Source organism: Phytopseudomonas seleniipraecipitans (assembly GCF_900102335.1).
Classification (GTDB): Bacteria; Pseudomonadota; Gammaproteobacteria; order Pseudomonadales; family Pseudomonadaceae; genus Aquipseudomonas; species Aquipseudomonas seleniipraecipitans.
On sequence record NZ_FNBM01000006.1, the window covers coordinates 104,574 to 123,892 of the forward strand.

Below are 19,319 nucleotides of genomic sequence, written 5' to 3' on the forward strand. Positions count from 1 at the left end.
ATGAAACCCGAAGACCTGAAATTGTTGGTGAGCCGAGAAATGCCCTTTGGCAAATACAAGGGGCGGTTGATCGCCGACCTACCTGGGCATTACCTGAACTGGTTCGCCCGCGAGGGTTTTCCCAAGGGGGAAATCGGTCAGTTGCTGGCGTTGATGCAGGAAATCGATCACAACGGCTTGTCGTCGTTGCTCGATCCGTTGCGCAGCAGACCAAGACAGCCGTTTCGCGAGTGATCAGCGCTCGCTGAGCTGCTGTTCCAGGTGCTCGATGATGCTGTCGGGTTTGAGCACCAGAATGTCACTTTCCAGCGTGTCTAGGATCACTTCGGCGGTATTGCCGATCAGCGCACCACTGAAGCCGGTGCGCGCAACCGTACCGATCACCGTGACCGCAGCATGCAGCTGCCGAGCGAAATGCGGGATCAGCACATCGGCCGGCCCTTCGGCGATATGCAGGTGCTGATCATCGATGTCGTAGGTTTCTTGAAACGCCCGACATTGCTGGCGATAGCGTGCCTCGATAGTGTCACGCAACTGAAAAGTCGGGTCAGCCGCGGCCAGCATCGGTGATGGGTGGGCGCTGAGGACGTGCAATTCGGCCTTGGCCAGGCTGGCAAGGTCATAGCCGTGGTCGATGATGCGGGTGTGCAAGTCGCGGTGCTCATCGTCGGCATTGCCCACATCCACGGCGGCCAACACATGACCGCCGGTCCATGGCGCATGGGTTTTCACCAGGAGCACCGGGCTGGGGCAGGAGCGCAGCAGTTTCCAGTCATCGGGAGTGAGCAGCGCCTTTTTCAGCGGGTTGTCCGGTAAATGTTGCTTGACCACGAGTCCGCAGCCTTCGGCCTGCTGAGCGTTGTTGATCGTGTCGTGAGCGCTGCCGTGCCAAGCCTGTTGGCCAGTCGCGCTGTAGCCGTCCTGCTGCAGCGTATTGCACAGCTGGCGCAGATAACCGCTGTGATCGTTGGCGTCGTCGCAGACAAGCAGATGCACATGGGATCGCGTCACCCCGGCGATCAGTTTCGCGCGCTTGAGCGCCAACCCTTCGGCATGATCCGGTTGAATGACAACGAGAATACTGCGGATGGCTTGCATGGCGTTTCCTCTGCATGTGGCTGGCCCTATCCACTATAGATCGCCTGCTGCGCCTATCGCCGCTCCCTGGTGATAGGCGGCAGCGGCAGGCAGACCACATCTTGACCTTGCCGTCGTGGCAAGGTGTAGGTTCCGACCTCTCATCAATGGTCGAGGATCCTCAATGAAAGCCCAAACCCTAGGGGTACTGCTGGTTACCGCCACGTCGCTGCTAAGCGCCGGCCTGGCCGCCGCCCAGGATGCAACCAGTGGCCATGCAGGCGGGCATGCCGGGCATGCGGCCGAGGGCAAGTCTGCAACTGCCAGTGCCTCGACGACCGCCTACCGCACGATCAACGACAGGATGCACAAGGCGATGGCCGTCACGCTGACAGGCAATGCCGACGTGGATTTCATGCGCGGCATGATTCCCCATCATCAGGGGGCTATCGAGATGGCCAAGGTCGCGCTGCAGTACGGCAGCGACGCAAGGGTGCGTGCCTTGGCCAACGAGATCATTGCCGCGCAGGATCAGGAGATCAGCCTGATGAACGAGTGGTTGGCCGCTAACGCCGCGCGGTATGAGGCCACTCCCGACGCCGGCAAGAGCGCTGAAGTCAGGGCTGCATTCGAGGCGGTCAACCATCGTATGCACGGTGCCATGGCCGTTGATTTCAGTGGTAACGCCGATCAGGACTTCATGCGCGGGATGATTCCTCACCATCAGGGCGCCATCGAGATGGCCAAGGTCGCATTGGCTTACGGCTCCGACCCAGAAGTGCTGAAGCTTGCCAAGCAGGTTATCGCTGCGCAGGAGCAGGAAATCACCCAGATGAGCGCTTGGCTGGAAAACAACTGAGTCGTTCGACCTGCCCATGCTCTGCGCGGGCCGATAGGCAGGACGCGCCGCTCTGGCGGCCCTATAATGGCCGGCTTATCAAATAGCCAGCCGCCAGAGCCCATACCCGTGTTGTTTCCAGCCACTGCTCCCGATCAGCCATCGCCCAGCCGCCGCAGCGCCACGCCGAACCTGCCGGAAATCCATGAATTTCTCGGTTGCCGCACGCCTCAGCCCTGGGTCGATGCTGCCCTGGCCAATCAGGATATCATGCTGATTGACCATAAAAACTGTGAGTTCAAAGCTGCCAGCACGGCGCTCAGCCTGATCGCCAAGTACAGTTGCCACGCGGATTTGATCACCATGATGTCGCGCCTGGCTCGTGAGGAACTGGTTCACCACGAGCAGGTGCTGCGCATCATGAAACGCCGCAAGATCGGCCTGCGTCCGGTTTCCGCCGCGCGCTACGCCTCGGGCCTGCGCAAGGGCATGCGCAATCACGAACCCTACAAGCTGGTCGACACCCTGGTGGTCGGTGCCTTTATCGAGGCGCGCAGCTGCGAGCGCTTCGAGGCGATCGTGCCGCATCTGGACGAAGAACTGGGCAAGTTCTACTTCGGTCTGCTGAAAAGCGAAGCGCGGCACTTTCAGGGTTACCTGAAACTCGCCTACCAGTATGGCGATACGGCGGATGTCGATCAGGCCATCGAGCGGGTGAGGGCGCTCGAGCAGGAGCTCATCGAGTCGCCGGATACGGAATTTCGCTTCCACAGCGGCGTTCCGCAGGCATAGGCGGGATTCGCCGAGGGATAATTCCCGGGTATCGCTTCGCTCAACGCGGGCTGCCTACTGTTTCAATCCAGGGCGAAGGCGCTCTGGTTAAAGCCGTTTTCATCGATCTGCAGCGCCCAACCCTGTTTATCCCAGTCGCCCAAGACGATTCGCCGCGCCGGTTGGCCATCGACCTGCAATTGGTGGGTGGCAGGGCGGTGGGTGTGACCGTGGATCAGTGTGCGTACGCCATGGGCCGCCATCACCCGCTGCACTTCATCTGGCGTGACATCAACAATGTCACTGGCCTTCGTGCGGGTCTGTGAGCGGCTTTCCGAGCGTAGTTTGCGCGCCAGCTTGTGGCGGGTACTCAGCGGCAGGTTACGCAGGATGAACAGGCTCACCGGGTTGCGCAGCCAGCGGCGCATTTTCATGTAGCCGACATCCAGCGTGCACAGGCTGTCGCCGTGCATCAGCAGTACTTTTTCGCCTGCCAAGCGAACTTCGTGAGGATCGCTGAGCAGCGTGCAGCCAGCCTCGCGGCAGAACGCCTTGCCTAGTAGGAAGTCACGGTTGCCGTGCATCAGGTAAATGCGCGTACCGCTGTCGCTCAAGCCGCGCAGGGCCTGGGCGATGCTGTGCTGGAAGGGCGTCATGGCATCGTCGCCAATCCACACCTCGAAAAAATCGCCAAGAATGTACAGCGCCTCGGCTTGGCGCGCCCGAGTGTCGAGAAAATGCAAGAACGCCCGGGTTATGTCCGGGCGCTCCTCTTCAAGATGCAGGTCGGAGATCAGCAGGATCACTCGACGATCTCGGCCTTCTCGATGATCACGTCTTCAGCCGGAACGTCCTGGTGACCGGATTTCATGGTGGTGGCAACGCCTTTGATGGCTTCGACTACGTCCATGCCTTCGACCACTTCACCAAACACCGCATAACCCCAGCCCTGTACGGTCTGTGCGCTGTGGTCGAGGAAGGTGTTGTCACCAACGTTGATGAAAAATTGCGCGGACGCCGAGTGTGGCTCCGAGGTGCGAGCCATGGCCACGGTGCCGATCTTGTTACTCAGACCATTGTTGGCTTCGTTCTTGATCGTCGCTTTGGTCGGCTTCTGCTTCATGCCAGGCTCGAAACCGCCACCCTGGATCATGAAGTTGCCGATCACGCGGTGGAACACGGTGCCGTCGTAATGGCCGCTCTTCACGTATTCCTTGAAGTTGGCAACGGTTTCCGGTGCCTTGTCTTCGAACAGGTTGAGGGTGATGACGCCGTGGTTGGTGTGCAGCTTGATCATGTGTTTAATCGCTCTGTCGAGAAAATCCCGGGCTACTCCCGGTTCGGTACAGACAATTAATGTCGGCCGAAGGTCAGGGAGCAGGTGCCAAGGCCTGTCAGGGGGTTGACAGCTTGGGCTATGATAAGCGCTTTGTTTTAGTCGGCCTACCCTGTGCCGCAATCCGCACGCGCTAAGGACACCATGAGCAAGCCCACCGTCGAAAAAGCCGCCAACTTCCTGCGTCCCCTCGTTCAGGCTGATCTGGACGCTGGCAAGCATGCCAAGATCATTACCCGTTTCCCGCCGGAGCCCAACGGCTACCTGCATATCGGCCATGCCAAGTCGATCTGCCTTAACTTCGGCCTGGCCCAGGAATTCGGTGGCGAGTGCAACCTGCGTTTCGACGACACCAATCCCGCCAAGGAAGACCAGGAATACATCGACGCCATCAAGGCCGATGTCGAGTGGCTCGGCTTCAAATGGGCTGGCGAGGAGCGTTACGCCTCCAATTACTTCGACCAACTGCATGAGTGGGCCGTCGAGCTGATCAAGGCTGGCAAGGCCTATGTCGACGACCTGTCGCCAGACGAAGCCCGCGAATACCGCGGTACCCTGACCTCGCCAGGCAAGGACAGCCCGTACCGCGAGCGCAGTGTCGAAGAGAACCTCGATCTGTTTGCGCGCATGAAGGCTGGTGAGTTCCCGGATGGCGCTTGCGCGCTGCGCGCCAAGATCGACATGGCCTCGCGCAACATGAACCTGCGTGACCCGATCCTCTATCGCATCCGCCACGCCCATCACCATCAGACCGGTGACAAGTGGTGCATCTACCCGAGCTATGACTTTACCCACGGTCAGTCGGATGCCATCGAAGGCGTGACCCACTCCATCTGCACCCTGGAGTTCGAGGACCATCGCCCACTGTACGAATGGTTCCTGGCCAACCTGCCCGTGCCGGCGCAGCCGCGTCAGTACGAGTTCGCCCGCCTGAACCTGAACTACACCATCACCAGCAAGCGCAAGCTCAAGCAGCTGGTCGACGAGAAGCACGTCAGCGGCTGGGATGATCCGCGCATGTCGACCCTGTCCGGCTATCGTCGCCGTGGTTACACGCCGGCTTCGATCCGCACCTTCTGCGATATGATCGGCGTCAACCGCGCCGGCGGACTGGTGGACATCGGCATGCTCGAGTTCGCCATCCGCGAAGACCTGGACGCCAACGCGTCGCGCGCCATGTGCGTGCTCAAGCCGCTCAAGGTGGTGATCACCAATTACCCGGAAGGTAAGGTCGAGAACCTGGAGCTGGCGCGCCATCCCAAGCAGGACATTGGCACCCGCGTGCTGCCGTTCTCCCGCGAGATCTACATCGATGCCGGCGACTTCGAAGAAACCCCGCCGGACGGCTTCAAACGTCTGGTTCCCGGCGGCGAAGCGCGCTTGCGCGGTAGCTACGTGATTCGCGCCGACGAAGCGATCAAGGACGCCGCCGGCAATATCGTCGAGCTGCGCTGCTCCTACGACGAAAACACCTTGGGCAAGAACCCGGAAGGCCGCAAGGTCAAGGGCGTGATCCACTGGGTCCCGGCAGCCGAGAGCGTCGAGTGCGAAGTGCGCCTGTATGACCGCCTGTTCCGTTCGGCAAACCCGGAGAAAGCCGAAGAAAGCGGCAGCTTCCTCGACAACATCAACCCGGAATCTCTGGTGGTGCTCCAGGGCTGCCGCGCTGAGCCGTCGCTAGCCCAGGCAAGCGCTGACGACCGTTTCCAGTTTGAGCGTGAAGGTTACTTCTGCCTCGACAAGGAATCGACAGCCGACGCCCTGGTGTTCAACCGCACCGTGACCCTGCGCGATTCCTGGGGGCAGTAAATGGCACTGTCGATCTACAACACCCTGAGTAAGGTCAAAGAGCCCTTCAAGCCATTGGTCGGTAATCAGGTGCGCATGTATGTGTGCGGTATGACCGTCTATGACTTCTGCCACATCGGCCATGCCCGGGTGATGGTCGCCTTCGACGTGGTCACCCGCTGGCTGCGTCATCGCGGCTATGACGTGACCTACGTGCGCAACATCACTGACATCGACGACAAGATCATCCGCCGCGCCAACGAGAACGGCGAGCCGTTCGAAGCGCTGGTCGAGCGCATGATCGCAGCCATGCACGAAGACGAAGCGCGCCTGTCGGTGCTGCGTCCGGATCAGGAGCCTCGCGCCACCGGCCATATCGCCGGCATGCACGAGATGATCCAGACCCTGATCGACAAGGGCTACGCCTATGCGCCGGGAAATGGCGACGTGTACTACCGCGTGGGTAAGTTCGTCGGCTACGGCAAGCTGTCGCGCAAGAAGATCGAAGACCTGAAAATCGGTGCGCGCATCGAAGTCGACGAGATCAAACAGGACCCGCTGGACTTCGTATTGTGGAAGGGCGTCAAGCCGGGTGAGCCGAGCTGGCAGTCTCCGTGGGGCGCGGGCCGTCCGGGCTGGCATATCGAATGCTCGGTGATGTCCACCTGCTGCCTGGGCGAGACCTTCGATATTCATGGCGGTGGCCCGGATCTGGTGTTCCCGCACCACGAGAACGAGATTGCCCAGAGCGAAGCGGCGACCGGCAAGCTTTACGCCAATGCCTGGATGCACGCCGGTGCGGTGCGCGTGGATGGCGAGAAGATGTCCAAGAGCCTGGGCAACTTCTTCACCATTCGTGAAGTGCTGGAGAAGTACCACCCGGAAGTGGTGCGCTACCTGCTGGTGTCCAGCCACTACCGCAGCCCGATCAACTACTCGGAAGAAAGCCTCAAGGAAGCCAAGGGCGCCCTGGAACGTTTTTACAACGGCCTCAAGGGCTTGCCCGAAGTCGCTCCGGCCGGTGGCGAGGCCTTCGTCGAGCGCTTCAGCGCCGCGATGGATGACGACTTCAACTCCCCGGAAGCCTGCGCGGTGCTGTTCGAGATGATCCGCGAGATCAATCGCCTGCGCGACAGCGATTCACAGGCCGCTGCCGGCCTGGCCGCTCAGCTCAAGCAGCTGGCTGGCGTGCTCGGCGTGCTGCAACTGGAGCCGGAAGCGTTTCTCCAGGCTGGCGCCGGAGGCAAGGTCGATGCGGCCGAAGTGGAAGCGCTGATCGCTGCGCGCCTGCAGGCGCGTGCCGAGAAGAACTGGGCCGAGTCCGACCGTATCCGCGATCAGATCACCGCGCTGGGTGTGGTCCTCGAAGACGGTAAGGGCGGCACCGCCTGGCGGCTGGCGGAATAAGCGATCGCCGTTGAAAAAGGCCGCGAATGCGGCCTTTTCATTTTCAGAAGCCTGCCCGAATTGCTGATGGGAACACCATGCTGACCCGTTACAAACTGCTGCTTTCCACCACGCTGGCACGCTATTTCCCACGTACCGCAGCGTACCTTGAAGCTGAAAAACATGCCGCTGCAGAGCGGCTCAAGGCGGCGCCAAAAGCCAAGGGCAAACCTGCTGCCAGAAAAAAAGGGCCAGCTGCAGAACGCGCAGGGAAGGGCGCCGGTCCGACAAAAAAGCCCGTTAGGCGCGCGAGCGTCGGTATTTACTCTGCGGCTGCCCTGAAAATTACCGCTGCTCAGGAACAGGCCATGCGCGAAAATGTCGCGCGCGCTGTTACAGCTGGGATGGTAGGCGCGCCCTCGGACGAGCAGTGGGCGATGATCCTGGGCCGCCAGCCGCTGACGCGCATTTTCGCCGGCGCAGGTTCGGGTAAGTCGACCACGCTAGTGCTGCGCGTGGTCTTCATGCTCTGTCATCTGAACATCGAGCCCGAGCGGCTGACGGTGATCTCCTTCACCAATGCCTCCTGCGTCGAACTGCGTGAACGCCTGCTCAAGGTGCTGGCGTTCTGGCAAGCGCCTATCGAGGAGCGCGCGGTGCGTGACTGTGTGCGTACCTTCCATTCAGCTATGGGCGTATTGGCGCGCGAGGCGCTGGGCAGTCCCGTCTGGTTCGAACAGCTGGGCGACCGTGCAGCCAGCGAGCCCGATAACCCCTTGGCGGGCGGGCGCTTGGCGGCAGCGCAAAGTCGCCTTCTGAAAGAGGTGTACCAGCGCTGTTACGCCGAGGATCCAGCGTTCCGCTCACAGGTTCATGCACTGCTCAGATCACCCGTGCCCGATGAGCTGAAACCGTTACCGAAGGCGCCTATGCAGCCGTTCAAGGTTAGCGGCGAGCTGCACGCTGTCCCGCTGCATGAGGCGTTTTATGGTCAGGCCGGTTTTATCGAAAGCATCGGTATTCGCATTGAGCAGTTGGCGGTCGAGACGGTGCCCTGCTCAGAGCAGGAGCGCGCCTTCCTAGGCGCGCTGCAGATATTTTGGACAGCGCTGCAGCAACAGTTGGATCAGCAGGGCGTGCTGACCTTCAATGGCGCGTTCCAGCAACTGACCCGGATGCTCGATGAAGGAGATGCTCGGTTGCCGACGGCCGCGCTTGCGAGTCTGTCTCACCTGCTGATCGATGAATTCCAGGATGTCTCGCCACAGATCGTGCAATGGCTGCAAGCCGTGCATCGGCGCCTTGCTCGTGAGGCGGGCGCGGTCAGCCTGATGGCCATCGGTGATGATTGGCAGTCGATCTACGGCTGGCGCGGTAGCTCGCCGGAGCTGTTCATGGACTTTGATCGGCACTTCCCCAGCAAAGGAAAGGGTAAGAGCGCAGTGCTGATGCTCCAGGCCAATTACCGATCGATCGAACCGGTTATCCGTGATGCCGAGGCCATCCTCTCGGATGTGGCGTTCAAGCAGGACAAGCGCACCGCGGCGATCCACTCCACGCCGGCAGGCGGACATGGCGTGCAGGTGGTAACGCCGTTCGAGCTGGCGCGGCACTTACCAGACCTGCTGCGGGAAATCAGCGCGCAGTGCGAATACGCCGAGGCGATTGGTTCGCAGGAGCGCACGGCAGTCTTGCTGCTTGGCCGGCGCAACGAGACACTGAAAGAGGTGCAGGTCGCGCTCGACCGCAAATTGCCGGTAAAGGTGTACACCATTCACCGCGCCAAGGGACTGCAGGCAGAGGTGGCGATCATTGTCGATGACTGCATGCCGGTTATGTCACATCCGCTACGCAATGCTCTGTATGCGCACAGCGGTTTCTTCTCAAACAGTTACGATCAGGCAATGGGCGACGAAAGCCTGCGCCTGGGCTACGTGGCGGTGACGCGCGGCGTCAGCCGAGTGCTGTGGTTCGTGCGCAAGCCTCAAGGGGCTACGCGCTCATTGAAGCTGCGTTGAAACGAGAACGGCGCCTCGAGGGGCGCCGTTCTTGCTACTGCCGAAGGTCATCAGGCGTGCAGATGTTCCGCTGCATGCAGGGTGTTTTCCAGCAGGCAGGCGCGGGTCATCGGGCCTACACCACCGGGCACCGGAGTGATCCAGCCGGCGCGGGGCAGGGCGGTTTCATACACCACATCGCCGATCAGCTTGCCGTCGTCCTGGCGATTGATGCCCACGTCGATAACGATGGCGCCTTCCTTGATCCACTCGCCCTTGACCAGCCCAGGCTTGCCCGCCGCAACCACGACGATATCAGCCTGGCCCACATGACCGGCCAGATCTTTGGTGAAACGGTGGGTGACGGTCACGGTACAGCCGCCGAGCAGAAGCTCCATCGCCATCGGCCGACCAACGATATTCGAAGCGCCCACCACTACCGCGTGCATGCCATAGAGATCCTGCCCCGTGCTGGCCAGCAGCGTCATGATGCCCTTCGGCGTACAGGGACGCAGTAGCGGCATGCGTTGAGCCAGACGGCCAATATTGTAGGGGTGGAATCCATCGACATCCTTGTCCGGGCGGATGCGTTCCAGCAGCAGCGATGCATCGAGGTGTGCCGGCAACGGCAACTGCACCAGAATGCCATCGATGCTGGCGTCATTATTCAGCGAGTCGATCAGGTTGAGCAGTTCATCCTGGCTGGTTTCAGCGCTCAGGTCATAAGCACGGGAAACAAAACCGACTTCCTCGCAATCCTTGCGCTTGTGCGCGACATATACCTGAGAGGCGGGATCGCTGCCGACCAGGATCACCGCCAGGCCGGGCGCACGCAGCCCCTGCTGGCGTCGCTCGGCAACGCGCTGGGCAATCTGCTGGCGGATATTGGCGGCAATCGCTTTGCCATCTATCAGTTGTGCGGTCATTGCGCTCGATTAACCATTGGAAGGGAGTGAAAAAGGACGCGCATTCTCGCATGGCATTAAGGAAGGGCAAAGGCGCGTGCACGTGGATTTGGTGTAACTCCTTTATCTAACTGAATTTTTTCGATTCAGGTGTTGACGGCATTTAGGTGGCTCTATAAGATGCGCACCACTTGGCGAGCACAGCAAGTCACAGGGTAAAGCGGCAACGGCAGCAACGAAAGTGGCCGCTCTAGCCGAAGCTTGAAATCTGCTCTAGTGGATGGATAAGTGCCCGTAGCTCAGCTGGATAGAGCATCCGCCTTCTAAGCGGATGGTCGCAGGTTCGAGTCCTGCCGGGTGCGCCACTAGGTGAGTCGGCACAAGTAAGCAGTAAAGCAATATGGTGGGCGTAGCTCAGTTGGTAGAGCACAGGATTGTGGCTCCTGGTGTCGAGGGTTCGATCCCCTTCGTCCACCCCATATTCTGAAAGCGCCAGGCCTTAAAAAGCCTGGCGTTTTTGTTTGTAAAAGGTATTTACCACGCGGACGTGGTGGAATTGGTAGACACACTGGATTTAGGTTCCAGCGCCGCAAGGTGTGAGAGTTCGAGTCTCTCCGTCCGCACCATCTTTAGCGCCCCTCCCGTTTGCCACCTGCATCTAGGGTGACTTCTGCAACACCTCCCTCTAGAATGCATGCCCTTAAATGGGGCCGGTGAACGGCTGGCATATGTCTGTGCAACGAGGAATATCCATGCAAGTTTCTGTTGAAAGCACTTCCGCTCTCGAGCGCCGCATGAGCATTACTGTGCCGGCCGAGCGTATCGAGACTCAGGTCAACAAGCGTCTGCAGCAGACTGCCCAGAAAGCCAAGATTCCTGGTTTCCGTCCAGGCAAAGTGCCAATGAGCGTAATTCGTCAGCGTTTTGAAGCTGATGCGCGCCAGGAAGCCGTGGGTGACGTGATTCAGTCCTCCTTCTATGAAGCCATTGCCGAGCAGAAGCTCGCGCCTGCCGGCCAACCATCGGTCGAGCCGAAAGTGCTGGAGAAGGGCAAGGACCTGGAATTCATCGCGACCTTCGAAGTGTTTCCGGAAATCACCATCGGTGGTCTGGAAGGCATCGCTATAGAGCGTCAGCAAGCTGATGTGGCTGATTCCGATGTCGATAACATGCTGGACATCCTGCGCAAGCAGAACACCCGTTTCGAAGCCGTTGAGCGTGCTGCGGAAAAAGACGACCAGCTGAACATTGATTTTGTCGGCAAGATCGACGGCGAAGCGTTTGCTGGCGGTTCCGCCACCGGCACTCAGCTGGTGCTGGGCTCAGGCCGTATGATTCCAGGCTTTGAAGACGCGCTGATCGGCGCCAAGGCCGGTGAAGAGCGCGTGATCAATCCGACTTTCCCCGAGGATTACCAGAACCTCGACCTGGCCGGCAAAACTGCCGAATTCACCGTCAAGGTGAATAACGTCTCCGCGCCGCAGCTGCCGGAACTCAACGACGAGTTCTTCACCCTGTTCGGCATCAAGGAAGGCGGCCTGGAAGGTTTCCGCGCCGAGGTTCGCAAGAACATGGAGCGCGAGCTGCGCCAGGCTATCAAGTCCAAGATCAAGAATCAGGTGATGGACGGCCTGCTGGCCGCCAACCCGATCGAAGTGCCGAAAGCGCTGATCGCCAGCGAAGTCAACAATCTGCGCGTGCAGGCTGTTCAGCAGTTCGGTGGCAACATCAAGCCTGATCAACTGCCGGCCGAGCTGTTCGAAGAGCAAGCCAAGCGCCGTGTCTCCCTCGGCCTGATCGTTGCCGAAGTGGTCAAGCAGTTCGAGCTGAAGCCAGACGATGCACGCGTGCGTGAGCTGATCCAGGAAATGGCCTCGGCCTACCAGGAGCCAGAGCAGGTCGTGGCGTGGTACTACAAGAACGACCAGCAAATGAACGAAGTCCGTTCGGTTGTACTGGAAGAGCAAGTTGTAGATACTGTTTTGCAGAAGGCCAATGTGACTGACAAATCGGTCTCTTACGAAGAAGCAGTCAAGCCGGTAGAAGCTCCGCAAGCCGCCTGATTTCTTCACCTCGTTCGAGAACACCATAAGCCAGCCACAGTGCTGGCTTATGCGTATTCGAGACATGACTTTTATTAGGAGTGAGTGCTGGAAATGTCGCACAATCCTTTCATGCAGCAAATGTCCGATATTCAGGCCGCTGGCGGTCTGGTACCTATGGTTGTTGAGCAGTCCGCCCGTGGCGAGCGCTCTTACGATATCTACTCGCGCCTGCTGAAAGAGCGGGTGATCTTCCTGATCGGCCCGGTCGAAGACTACATGGCCAATCTGGTAGCTGCGCAACTGTTGTTCCTTGAAGCCGAGAATCCGGACAAGGACATTCACCTGTACATCAACTCGCCAGGCGGTTCGGTGACTGCCGGCATGTCGATCTACGACACTATGCAGTTCATCAAGCCCGACGTGTCGACCACCTGCATTGGCCAAGCCTGCAGCATGGGCGCGCTGTTGCTGGCGGGCGGCGCTGCTGGCAAGCGTTACTGCCTGCCGCATTCGCGGATGATGATTCACCAGCCGCTGGGCGGATTCCAAGGCCAGGCCTCGGATATCGAGATCCATGCGAAGGAAATCCTCTTCATTCGTGAGCGTTTGAATCAGGTTCTTGCCAATCACACCGGCCAACCGATTGAAGTGATTGCCCGTGACACCGACCGCGACCGCTTCATGAGCGGCGAGGAAGCTGTTAACTACGGCCTGATCGACAAGGTACACAGCCGTCGCGAACAAATCGGCTGATGAGCGAGGCGAGCTGATCGACAATGGTCGGTCAGCCGCACATCGGGCTTGAAAATGCCCCGGTTTGGCTCCATCTTGTGTTTTAAGCCTACGGTATTGGATTGATCGAATGACTGACACCCGCAACGGCGAGGACAACGGCAAGCTGCTTTATTGCTCCTTCTGCGGCAAAAGCCAGCATGAAGTGCGCAAATTGATTGCTGGCCCCTCGGTTTTTATCTGCGACGAGTGCGTCGACCTGTGCAATGACATCATCCGTGAGGAGGTGCAGGAAGCCCAGGCAGAGAGCAGCGCGCACAAACTGCCGGCTCCCAAGGAAATCAGCGCGATCCTCGATCAATACGTGATCGGTCAGGAGCGCGCTAAGAAGATTCTGGCAGTCGCGGTTTACAACCACTACAAGCGCCTCAACCAGCGCGAGAAGAAGGATGATGTAGAGCTCGGCAAGAGCAACATCCTGCTCCTCGGTCCGACAGGTTCGGGCAAAACGTTGCTGGCTGAAACCCTGGCGCGCTTGCTGAACGTTCCGTTCACCATCGCGGATGCCACAACCCTGACCGAAGCTGGCTACGTGGGTGAAGATGTCGAGAACATCATCCAGAAGCTGCTGCAGAAGTGCGATTACGATGTCGAGAAGGCCCAGATGGGCATTGTCTACATCGACGAAATCGACAAGATTTCCCGCAAGTCGGACAACCCGTCCATTACTCGAGACGTATCGGGTGAGGGCGTCCAGCAGGCACTGCTGAAGTTGATCGAGGGCACCGTTGCCTCCGTTCCGCCTCAAGGGGGCCGTAAGCATCCTCAGCAGGAATTCCTGCAGGTCGACACGCGCAACATCCTGTTCATCTGTGGCGGCGCTTTCGCAGGCATCGAGAAGGTGATTCAGGGGCGCTCTACCAAGGGCGGCATCGGTTTCAGTGCCGAAGTACGTACCAAGGATGTAAGCAAGAAAATTGGCGAGTCGTTGCGCGAAATCGAGCCTGATGACCTGGTCAAGTTCGGTCTGATTCCAGAGTTCGTTGGCCGTCTGCCGGTCATTGCGACGTTGGAAGAGCTTGATGAGGCTGCACTGGTGCAGATTCTCACTGAGCCGAAGAACGCCTTGACCAAGCAATACGGCAAGCTGTTCGAGATGGAAGGCGTTGATCTTGAATTCCGTCCAGATGCGCTCAAGGCTGTGGCGCTCAAGGCGCTGGAGCGCAAGACTGGGGCTCGCGGTCTGCGTTCGATTCTCGAAGGCGTTTTGCTCGACACCATGTATGACATTCCGTCGCAAACGGATGTCAGCAAGGTGGTCATTGATGAAAGCGTGATCAACGGCACTTCCAAGCCATTGTTGATCTACGAAAACAGTGAGGCGCCAGCCAAGGCTGCGCCTGACGCGTAACGCGTTTATCAGCTGATGAAAGCAAGGGGCCTGTGGGCCCCTTTGCTTTTGCCCTCGCGGCGCTTGTTTTTTCCTGGGGTAACCCCCATCTTAGAATCAAGGGTACTCCCACCGTTCACGGCCGCAAGGCCGCCGTAGAGCCAAAATCATGAAGACAACCATCGAATTGCCTCTCCTGCCTTTGCGCGATGTCGTGGTCTATCCGCACATGGTCATCCCGCTATTCGTGGGTCGCGAGAAATCCATCGAAGCACTCGAAGCCGCGATGAATGGGGAAAAGCAGATCCTGCTGCTGGCCCAGAAGAATCCCGCTGACGATGAACCTAATGAAGAAGGGCTCTACCGAGTCGGCACTGTGGCCACGGTGCTGCAGCTGCTGAAACTGCCTGATGGCACCGTAAAGGTGCTGGTTGAAGGCGAGCAGCGTGGTGAAATCGAGCAGTTCATCGAGGCTGACGGGCATAGCCGTGCCGAAGTCCAGTTGCTCGACGAAGTCGATGCGCCGGAACGCGAGTCCGAAGTCTTCACCCGCAGCCTACTGAGCCAGTTCGAGCAGTACGTCCAGCTTGGCAAGAAAGTACCTGCCGAGGTGCTGTCCTCGCTCAACAGCATCGATGAGCCGAGCCGCTTGGTCGATACCATGGCTGCGCACATGGTGCTGAAGATCGAGCAGAAGCAGGAAATCCTCGAGATCGTTGACCTGCCCACGCGTGTCGAGCATGTGCTGGCATTGCTGGATGCCGAGATCGACCTGCTGCAGGTCGAGAAACGCATCCGCGGGCGCGTCAAGAAACAGATGGAGCGCAGCCAGCGCGAGTACTACCTGAATGAGCAGATGAAGGCCATTCAGAAAGAGCTCGGTGATAGCGAAGATGGCCATAACGAGCTCGATGAGCTCAAGCGCCGCATCGAGAATGCCGGGCTGACCAAGGAAGCCTATACCAAGGCTCAGGCGGAGCTGAACAAGCTCAAGCAGATGTCGCCAATGTCCGCCGAAGCCACCGTAGTGCGTTCCTATATCGACTGGCTGGTGAATGTTCCATGGAAGGCGCAGAGCAAGGTCCGTCTCGATCTGACTCGTGCTGAAAGCATTCTGGACGCCGATCACTACGGCCTCGAAGAGGTGAAAGAGCGCATCCTCGAGTACCTCGCGGTGCAAAAGCGCGTGAAGAAGCTCAAGGGACCGGTTCTCTGCTTGGTCGGCCCGCCTGGCGTCGGCAAGACCTCTCTGGCCGAGTCCATCGCCAGTGCCACGAACCGCAAGTTCGTGCGCATGGCGTTGGGTGGCGTGCGTGACGAAGCGGAAATCCGTGGTCACCGTCGCACTTACATTGGTTCGATGCCGGGCCGCCTGATCCAGAAGATGACCAAAGTAGGGGTGCGCAACCCGCTATTTTTGCTCGATGAAATCGACAAGATGGGTCAGGACATGCGCGGAGATCCTGCCTCGGCACTTCTGGAAGTGCTCGATCCCGAGCAAAATCACAATTTCAACGACCATTACCTTGAGGTCGATTACGACCTGTCCGACGTGATGTTCTTGTGCACGGCCAATTCCATGAATATCCCGGCAGCCTTGCTGGACCGAATGGAAGTGATTCGTTTGCCAGGCTACACCGAAGACGAAAAGATCAATATCGCGGTCAAATACCTCGCGCCCAAGCAAATTCAGGCCAATGGTTTGAAAAAAACCGAGCTTGAATTCGAAGAAGCGGCAATTCGCGACATTATTCGTTACTACACGCGAGAAGCCGGTGTGCGAAGCCTGGAGCGGCAGATTGCCAAGGTCTGTCGGCGCGCGGTGAAGCAGCACGCGAAGGAAAAGCGCTTCCATGTGCTGGTTACGGCCGAGTCGCTTGAGGATTTCCTGGGCGTGCGCAAACACCGCTATGGCCTCGCTGAGCAGCAGGATCATGTCGGTCAGGTGACGGGGCTCGCGTGGACTCAGGTAGGTGGCGAATTGCTCACTATCGAAGCCGCTGTGGTGCCTGGCAAGGGTAATCTGATCAAGACTGGCTCGCTGGGCGACGTGATGGTCGAATCGATCACAGCCGCACAAACAGTGGTGCGCAGCCGTGCTCAGAGCCTTGGAGTGGCACCCGATTTCTATGAGAAACGTGATATTCACATCCACATGCCCGAAGGCGCGACGCCCAAGGATGGCCCAAGCGCCGGTGTTGGCATGTGCACTGCGCTGGTGTCTGCGTTGACGCAGATTCCGGTGCGCGCGGATGTCGCGATGACCGGTGAAATCACCCTGCGCGGGCAGGTGCTGGCCATCGGTGGCTTGAAGGAAAAGCTGCTTGCAGCACATCGCGGTGGAATCAAAACCGTGATCATTCCTCAGGAGAATGTCCGCGACCTCAAGGAAATTCCTGAGAACATCAAGCAAGACCTGCAGATTAAACCGGTTAAATGGATTGACGAGGTCCTGCAAATTGCGCTGCAATACGCCCCGGAGCCCTTGCCAGACGCGGCTCCGGAGTTGGTTGCAAAGGATGAAAAACGCGAGTCTGATTCCAAGGAGCGAATCAGCACGCATTAGCCGGGTGGCTTCCTTGACACTATTTTAGAGCCCTTGTTATAAAGCGGCTCTTACCGTGTCGGCAGGCCATCTAGCACCCGATTCGCTTCCATTAAAATCAAGAAACAAACTCAACCGAAATTAAGGGGACTTAGAGTGAACAAGTCGGAACTGATCGATGCCATCGCTGCATCTGCTGATATCCCGAAAGCTGCTGCTGGCCGTGCGCTGGACGCAGTAATTGAATCCGTTACTGGTGCTCTGAAGGCTGGTGATTCCGTGGTACTGGTAGGTTTCGGTACTTTCGCTGTGAAAGAGCGCGCTGCTCGCACTGGCCGCAACCCGCAGACTGGCAAGCCGATCAGCATCGCTGCTGCCAAGATCCCAGGTTTCAAAGCTGGCAAAGCTCTGAAAGACGCTGTCAACTAAGCGTCTTCGGGCCTTTGCCCGCCGGGTCGGCTAACCCCGGCTCAGTTGTGAAGCGGCAATAGGACCATTTGGTCCGTGATACCGGGGATTGTAGATAGATGATCCCGTTCCGCTCCGCACGCTACGAGAAGGCGCATCCCAGGATGCGCCTTTCTTCTATCCGGATTTTACCCACGCTGCGCGGCCATTTTTAGTACGTGGTCGTTCTGGGGGAAGCATGCTGCAAAATATCAGGGACAATTCACAGGGTTGGATTGCCAAAACCATCATCGGCCTGATCGTCGTCCTTATGGCGCTGACAGGTGTTGATGCGATTATCACCGGTACCAGCAACAGCCAGAACGCTGCCGAAGTGAATGGCGAGGCGATCAGCCAGAATGAACTCAATCAAGCTGTGGAGATGCAGCGCCGCCAGTTGCTGCAACAACTGGGGCAGGAGTTTGACCCTTCGCTGCTGGATGAAAAGCTTCTCCGTGAAGCCTCGTTGAAAGGATTGATCGAGCGCTCCCTGCTATTGCAAGGTGCGGCCGACGCCAATTTTGCCTTTTCCCAGCCAGCCCTTGACCAGGTGATCGTTCAGACCCCTGAGTTCCAGGTGGATGGGCGTTTCAATGCCGAACGTTTCGACCAGGTAATTCGCCAGCTGGGTTATACCCGCATGCAGTTCAGGCAGATGCTCGAGCAAGAAATGCTGATCGGCCAGCTGCGTGCCGGGCTGTCTGGCAGCGGCTTTGTCACCGACGAAGAAGTGGCTGCCTTCGCACGGCTTGAAAAGCAGACCCGCGACTTCGCCACCCGTACCATCAAGGTGGATGCCGATGCGGTGCAGGTCAGCGACGACGACATCAAAGCCTACTACGATGCCCAGCAGGCTCAGTTCATGAGTCCTGAACAGGTCGTACTCGATTACGTCGAGCTGAAGAAAGACTCCTTCTTCTCTGGTATCACGGTCAGCGATGACGAGTTGAAGGCCGCATACGAGTCAGAAATCGCCAGCCTGGCCGAGCAACGCGACGCCGCGCACATCCTGATCGAAGCGGGCGGCGACGTCAGTGATGAACAGGCCAAGGCGAAGATCGAAGAGATTCAGAAGCGTCTGCAGCAGGGCGAAGATTTCGCCGCGCTGGCCAAGGAGTTTTCTCAGGACCCAGGTTCTGCCAGCGATGGCGGTGATCTCGGTTACGCGGGCAAGGGCGTGTATGACCCAGCCTTCGAGGATGCGCTTTACGCACTGAACAAGGATGAAGTATCGGCACCGGTTCGCACCGAATTTGGCTGGCACCTGATCAAGTTGCTGGGCGTTCAAGCTCCTGAAGTGCCGCCGTTGGCGAGCATGAAAGATAAGCTTGAAGCTGATCTCAAGACTCAGCGTGTCGAGCAGCGTTTCGTGGAAGCGACCAAACAGCTGGAAGATGCGGCGTTCGAATCCTCCGATCTGGCTCAGCCTGCACAAGAGCTGGGGCTGAAGGTGCAGACCAGTGAGCCAATCACCCGTCAGGGCGGAGAAGGTATCGCCGGTAATCGCCAGGTGCTGCAAGCTGCCTTCAGCCAGGAGGTACTGGAAGACGGTAGCAACAGCAGCGTCATCGAGCTTGATCCGAGCACGCTGGTGGTGATCCGTGCCAAGGAGCACCGCAAGCCAAAGCAGCTGGAGCTGGAACAGGTGAGCGACAGCATCCGTGCTCAGTTGACCCAGACCCGTGCCAGCGAAGCCGCCAAGGCAGCCGGAGAGAAATTGGTTGCCGACCTGCGTGATGGCAAGGCGCAGGCGGAGGGCGATGATTGGCAGGTAGTTGAAGCGGCCACCCGCAATCAGGACGGCGTTGATCCGGCGGTGCTGCAGGCGCTGTTCCGTATGCCCAAACCAACCGACGGCAAATCCGAGTTCAGTGGCGTAACGCTGAACAATGGTGATTTCGTGGTGGTGCGCCTCAAGGGTGTCAGCGAGCTAACGGAAGCGCTCAGCGACGAAGAGAAGGCCATGTACCGCCGTTTCCTCGCCTCGCGCAGTGGCCAGCAGGATTTTGCGGCGTTCCGTAAGCAGTTGGAAGCCAAGGCTGATATCGAGCGTTTCTAACCC

General features: G+C 58.9%; 16 protein-coding genes and 3 tRNA genes. 15 read left to right on the top strand and 4 right to left on the bottom strand.

Annotated features, from left to right (window positions below; all coding sequences use genetic code 11):
• Nucleotides 1-234, top strand: coding sequence for a DUF3820 family protein (locus BLS60_RS14110; protein WP_074887485.1), 234 nt, complete (start codon nucleotides 1-3; stop codon nucleotides 232-234).
• Here the strand turns inward: BLS60_RS14110 and BLS60_RS14115 are convergent, their stop codons facing one another.
• Nucleotides 235-1,098 carry a universal stress protein gene (locus BLS60_RS14115; protein WP_092369177.1) on the bottom strand — a complete coding sequence of 288 codons (864 nt, stop codon included), beginning with the start codon at nucleotides 1,096-1,098 and terminating at the stop codon, nucleotides 235-237.
• Between the two features lie 163 nt (nucleotides 1,099-1,261).
• Here BLS60_RS14115 and copM point away from each other — a divergent pair, with 163 nt between their 5' ends.
• Nucleotides 1,262-1,936: a CopM family metallochaperone gene (copM, locus tag BLS60_RS14120; RefSeq protein ID WP_092369180.1), complete on the top strand. Its 675-nt coding sequence runs from the start codon at nucleotides 1,262-1,264 to the stop codon at nucleotides 1,934-1,936.
• 111 nt (nucleotides 1,937-2,047) lie between these two features.
• Nucleotides 2,048-2,707, top strand: a complete 660-nt coding sequence (locus tag BLS60_RS14125) for a MiaE family protein (RefSeq protein ID WP_244153417.1) — start codon at nucleotides 2,048-2,050, stop codon at nucleotides 2,705-2,707.
• Between the two features lie 62 nt (nucleotides 2,708-2,769).
• Here BLS60_RS14125 and lpxH read toward each other — a convergent pair whose 3' ends face one another.
• Nucleotides 2,770-3,492: a UDP-2,3-diacylglucosamine diphosphatase gene (gene lpxH, locus BLS60_RS14130; protein WP_092369183.1), complete on the bottom strand. Its 723-nt coding sequence runs from the start codon at nucleotides 3,490-3,492 to the stop codon at nucleotides 2,770-2,772.
• Nucleotides 3,489-3,983 carry a peptidylprolyl isomerase gene (locus BLS60_RS14135; protein WP_092369186.1) on the bottom strand — a complete coding sequence of 165 codons (495 nt, stop codon included), beginning with the start codon at nucleotides 3,981-3,983 and terminating at the stop codon, nucleotides 3,489-3,491. Before BLS60_RS14135 ends, lpxH begins: the two co-directional genes overlap by 4 nt.
• Nucleotides 3,984-4,166: 183 nt before the next feature.
• Between BLS60_RS14135 and BLS60_RS14140 the strand changes: the two genes are divergently transcribed.
• From BLS60_RS14140 to BLS60_RS14150, 3 genes are all read left to right on the top strand, one after another.
• Entirely contained in the window at nucleotides 4,167-5,831 is a 1,665-nt protein-coding gene (locus BLS60_RS14140; protein ID WP_092369188.1) for a glutamine--tRNA ligase/YqeY domain fusion protein, read from the top strand.
• Nucleotides 5,832-7,217 carry a cysteine--tRNA ligase gene (gene cysS / locus BLS60_RS14145; protein WP_092369191.1) on the top strand — a complete coding sequence of 462 codons (1,386 nt, stop codon included), beginning with the start codon at nucleotides 5,832-5,834 and terminating at the stop codon, nucleotides 7,215-7,217.
• Between the two features lie 77 nt (nucleotides 7,218-7,294).
• Nucleotides 7,295-9,214, top strand: coding sequence for a DEAD/DEAH box helicase (locus BLS60_RS14150; RefSeq protein ID WP_092369194.1), 1,920 nt, complete (start codon nucleotides 7,295-7,297; stop codon nucleotides 9,212-9,214).
• 50 nt (nucleotides 9,215-9,264) lie between these two features.
• On the opposite strand, the gene folD is transcribed toward BLS60_RS14150, so the two are convergent.
• A complete protein-coding gene (gene folD / locus BLS60_RS14155) occupies nucleotides 9,265-10,119 on the bottom strand; it encodes a bifunctional methylenetetrahydrofolate dehydrogenase/methenyltetrahydrofolate cyclohydrolase FolD (RefSeq protein WP_070883389.1) in 855 nt (284 codons plus the stop codon).
• A 267-nt stretch (nucleotides 10,120-10,386) separates the two neighbouring features.
• On the opposite strand from folD, the gene BLS60_RS14160 reads away from it, so the two are divergent.
• The 9 genes from BLS60_RS14160 (at nucleotide 10,387) to BLS60_RS14200 (ending at nucleotide 19,316) form a co-directional block, all read left to right on the top strand.
• Nucleotides 10,387-10,463, top strand: a tRNA-Arg gene (locus BLS60_RS14160).
• A 38-nt stretch (nucleotides 10,464-10,501) separates the two neighbouring features.
• Nucleotides 10,502-10,577: transfer RNA gene (locus tag BLS60_RS14165), tRNA-His, on the top strand.
• A gap of 62 nt (nucleotides 10,578-10,639) precedes the next feature.
• A tRNA-Leu gene (locus tag BLS60_RS14170) sits at nucleotides 10,640-10,724 on the top strand.
• Nucleotides 10,725-10,850: 126 nt separating this feature from the next.
• Nucleotides 10,851-12,161, top strand: a complete 1,311-nt coding sequence (gene tig, locus BLS60_RS14175) for a trigger factor (protein ID WP_092369197.1) — start codon at nucleotides 10,851-10,853, stop codon at nucleotides 12,159-12,161.
• A gap of 93 nt (nucleotides 12,162-12,254) precedes the next feature.
• Nucleotides 12,255-12,896, top strand: a complete 642-nt coding sequence (gene clpP / locus BLS60_RS14180) for an ATP-dependent Clp endopeptidase proteolytic subunit ClpP (protein WP_070883387.1) — start codon at nucleotides 12,255-12,257, stop codon at nucleotides 12,894-12,896.
• 109 nt (nucleotides 12,897-13,005) lie between these two features.
• Entirely contained in the window at nucleotides 13,006-14,286 is a 1,281-nt protein-coding gene (clpX, locus tag BLS60_RS14185) for an ATP-dependent Clp protease ATP-binding subunit ClpX (RefSeq protein WP_070883386.1), read from the top strand.
• A gap of 148 nt (nucleotides 14,287-14,434) precedes the next feature.
• Nucleotides 14,435-16,831 (top strand): endopeptidase La, encoded by a 2,397-nt coding sequence (gene lon / locus BLS60_RS14190; protein WP_092369200.1) that lies wholly within the window; start codon nucleotides 14,435-14,437, stop codon nucleotides 16,829-16,831.
• Between the two features lie 135 nt (nucleotides 16,832-16,966).
• Nucleotides 16,967-17,239 carry a nucleoid-associated protein HU-beta gene (gene hupB / locus BLS60_RS14195; RefSeq protein ID WP_070883384.1) on the top strand — a complete coding sequence of 91 codons (273 nt, stop codon included), beginning with the start codon at nucleotides 16,967-16,969 and terminating at the stop codon, nucleotides 17,237-17,239.
• Between the two features lie 217 nt (nucleotides 17,240-17,456).
• Nucleotides 17,457-19,316, top strand: coding sequence for a SurA N-terminal domain-containing protein (locus tag BLS60_RS14200; RefSeq protein WP_092369203.1), 1,860 nt, complete (start codon nucleotides 17,457-17,459; stop codon nucleotides 19,314-19,316).
• Nucleotides 19,317-19,319 lie beyond the last annotated feature (3 nt).

Excerpts from the sequence above, each read along its gene's own strand:
- tig (WP_092369197.1), top strand. The coding sequence starts at position 10,851 with ATGCAAGTTTCTGTTGAAAGCACTTCCGCTCTCGAGCGCCGCATGAGC.
- BLS60_RS14140 (WP_092369188.1), top strand. The coding sequence starts at position 4,167 with ATGAGCAAGCCCACCGTCGAAAAAGCCGCCAACTTCCTGCGTCCCCTC.
- cysS (WP_092369191.1), top strand. The coding sequence starts at position 5,832 with ATGGCACTGTCGATCTACAACACCCTGAGTAAGGTCAAAGAGCCCTTC.
- folD (WP_070883389.1), bottom strand. The coding sequence starts at position 10,119 with ATGACCGCACAACTGATAGATGGCAAAGCGATTGCCGCCAATATCCGC.
- lon (WP_092369200.1), top strand. The coding sequence starts at position 14,435 with ATGAAGACAACCATCGAATTGCCTCTCCTGCCTTTGCGCGATGTCGTG.
- BLS60_RS14115 (WP_092369177.1), bottom strand. The coding sequence starts at position 1,098 with ATGCAAGCCATCCGCAGTATTCTCGTTGTCATTCAACCGGATCATGCC.
- BLS60_RS14110 (WP_074887485.1), top strand. The coding sequence starts at position 1 with ATGAAACCCGAAGACCTGAAATTGTTGGTGAGCCGAGAAATGCCCTTT.
- copM (WP_092369180.1), top strand. The coding sequence starts at position 1,262 with ATGAAAGCCCAAACCCTAGGGGTACTGCTGGTTACCGCCACGTCGCTG.
- BLS60_RS14200 (WP_092369203.1), top strand. The coding sequence starts at position 17,457 with ATGCTGCAAAATATCAGGGACAATTCACAGGGTTGGATTGCCAAAACC.
- clpX (WP_070883386.1), top strand. The coding sequence starts at position 13,006 with ATGACTGACACCCGCAACGGCGAGGACAACGGCAAGCTGCTTTATTGC.
- BLS60_RS14150 (WP_092369194.1), top strand. The coding sequence starts at position 7,295 with ATGCTGACCCGTTACAAACTGCTGCTTTCCACCACGCTGGCACGCTAT.
- clpP (WP_070883387.1), top strand. The coding sequence starts at position 12,255 with ATGTCGCACAATCCTTTCATGCAGCAAATGTCCGATATTCAGGCCGCT.
- BLS60_RS14135 (WP_092369186.1), bottom strand. The coding sequence starts at position 3,983 with ATGATCAAGCTGCACACCAACCACGGCGTCATCACCCTCAACCTGTTC.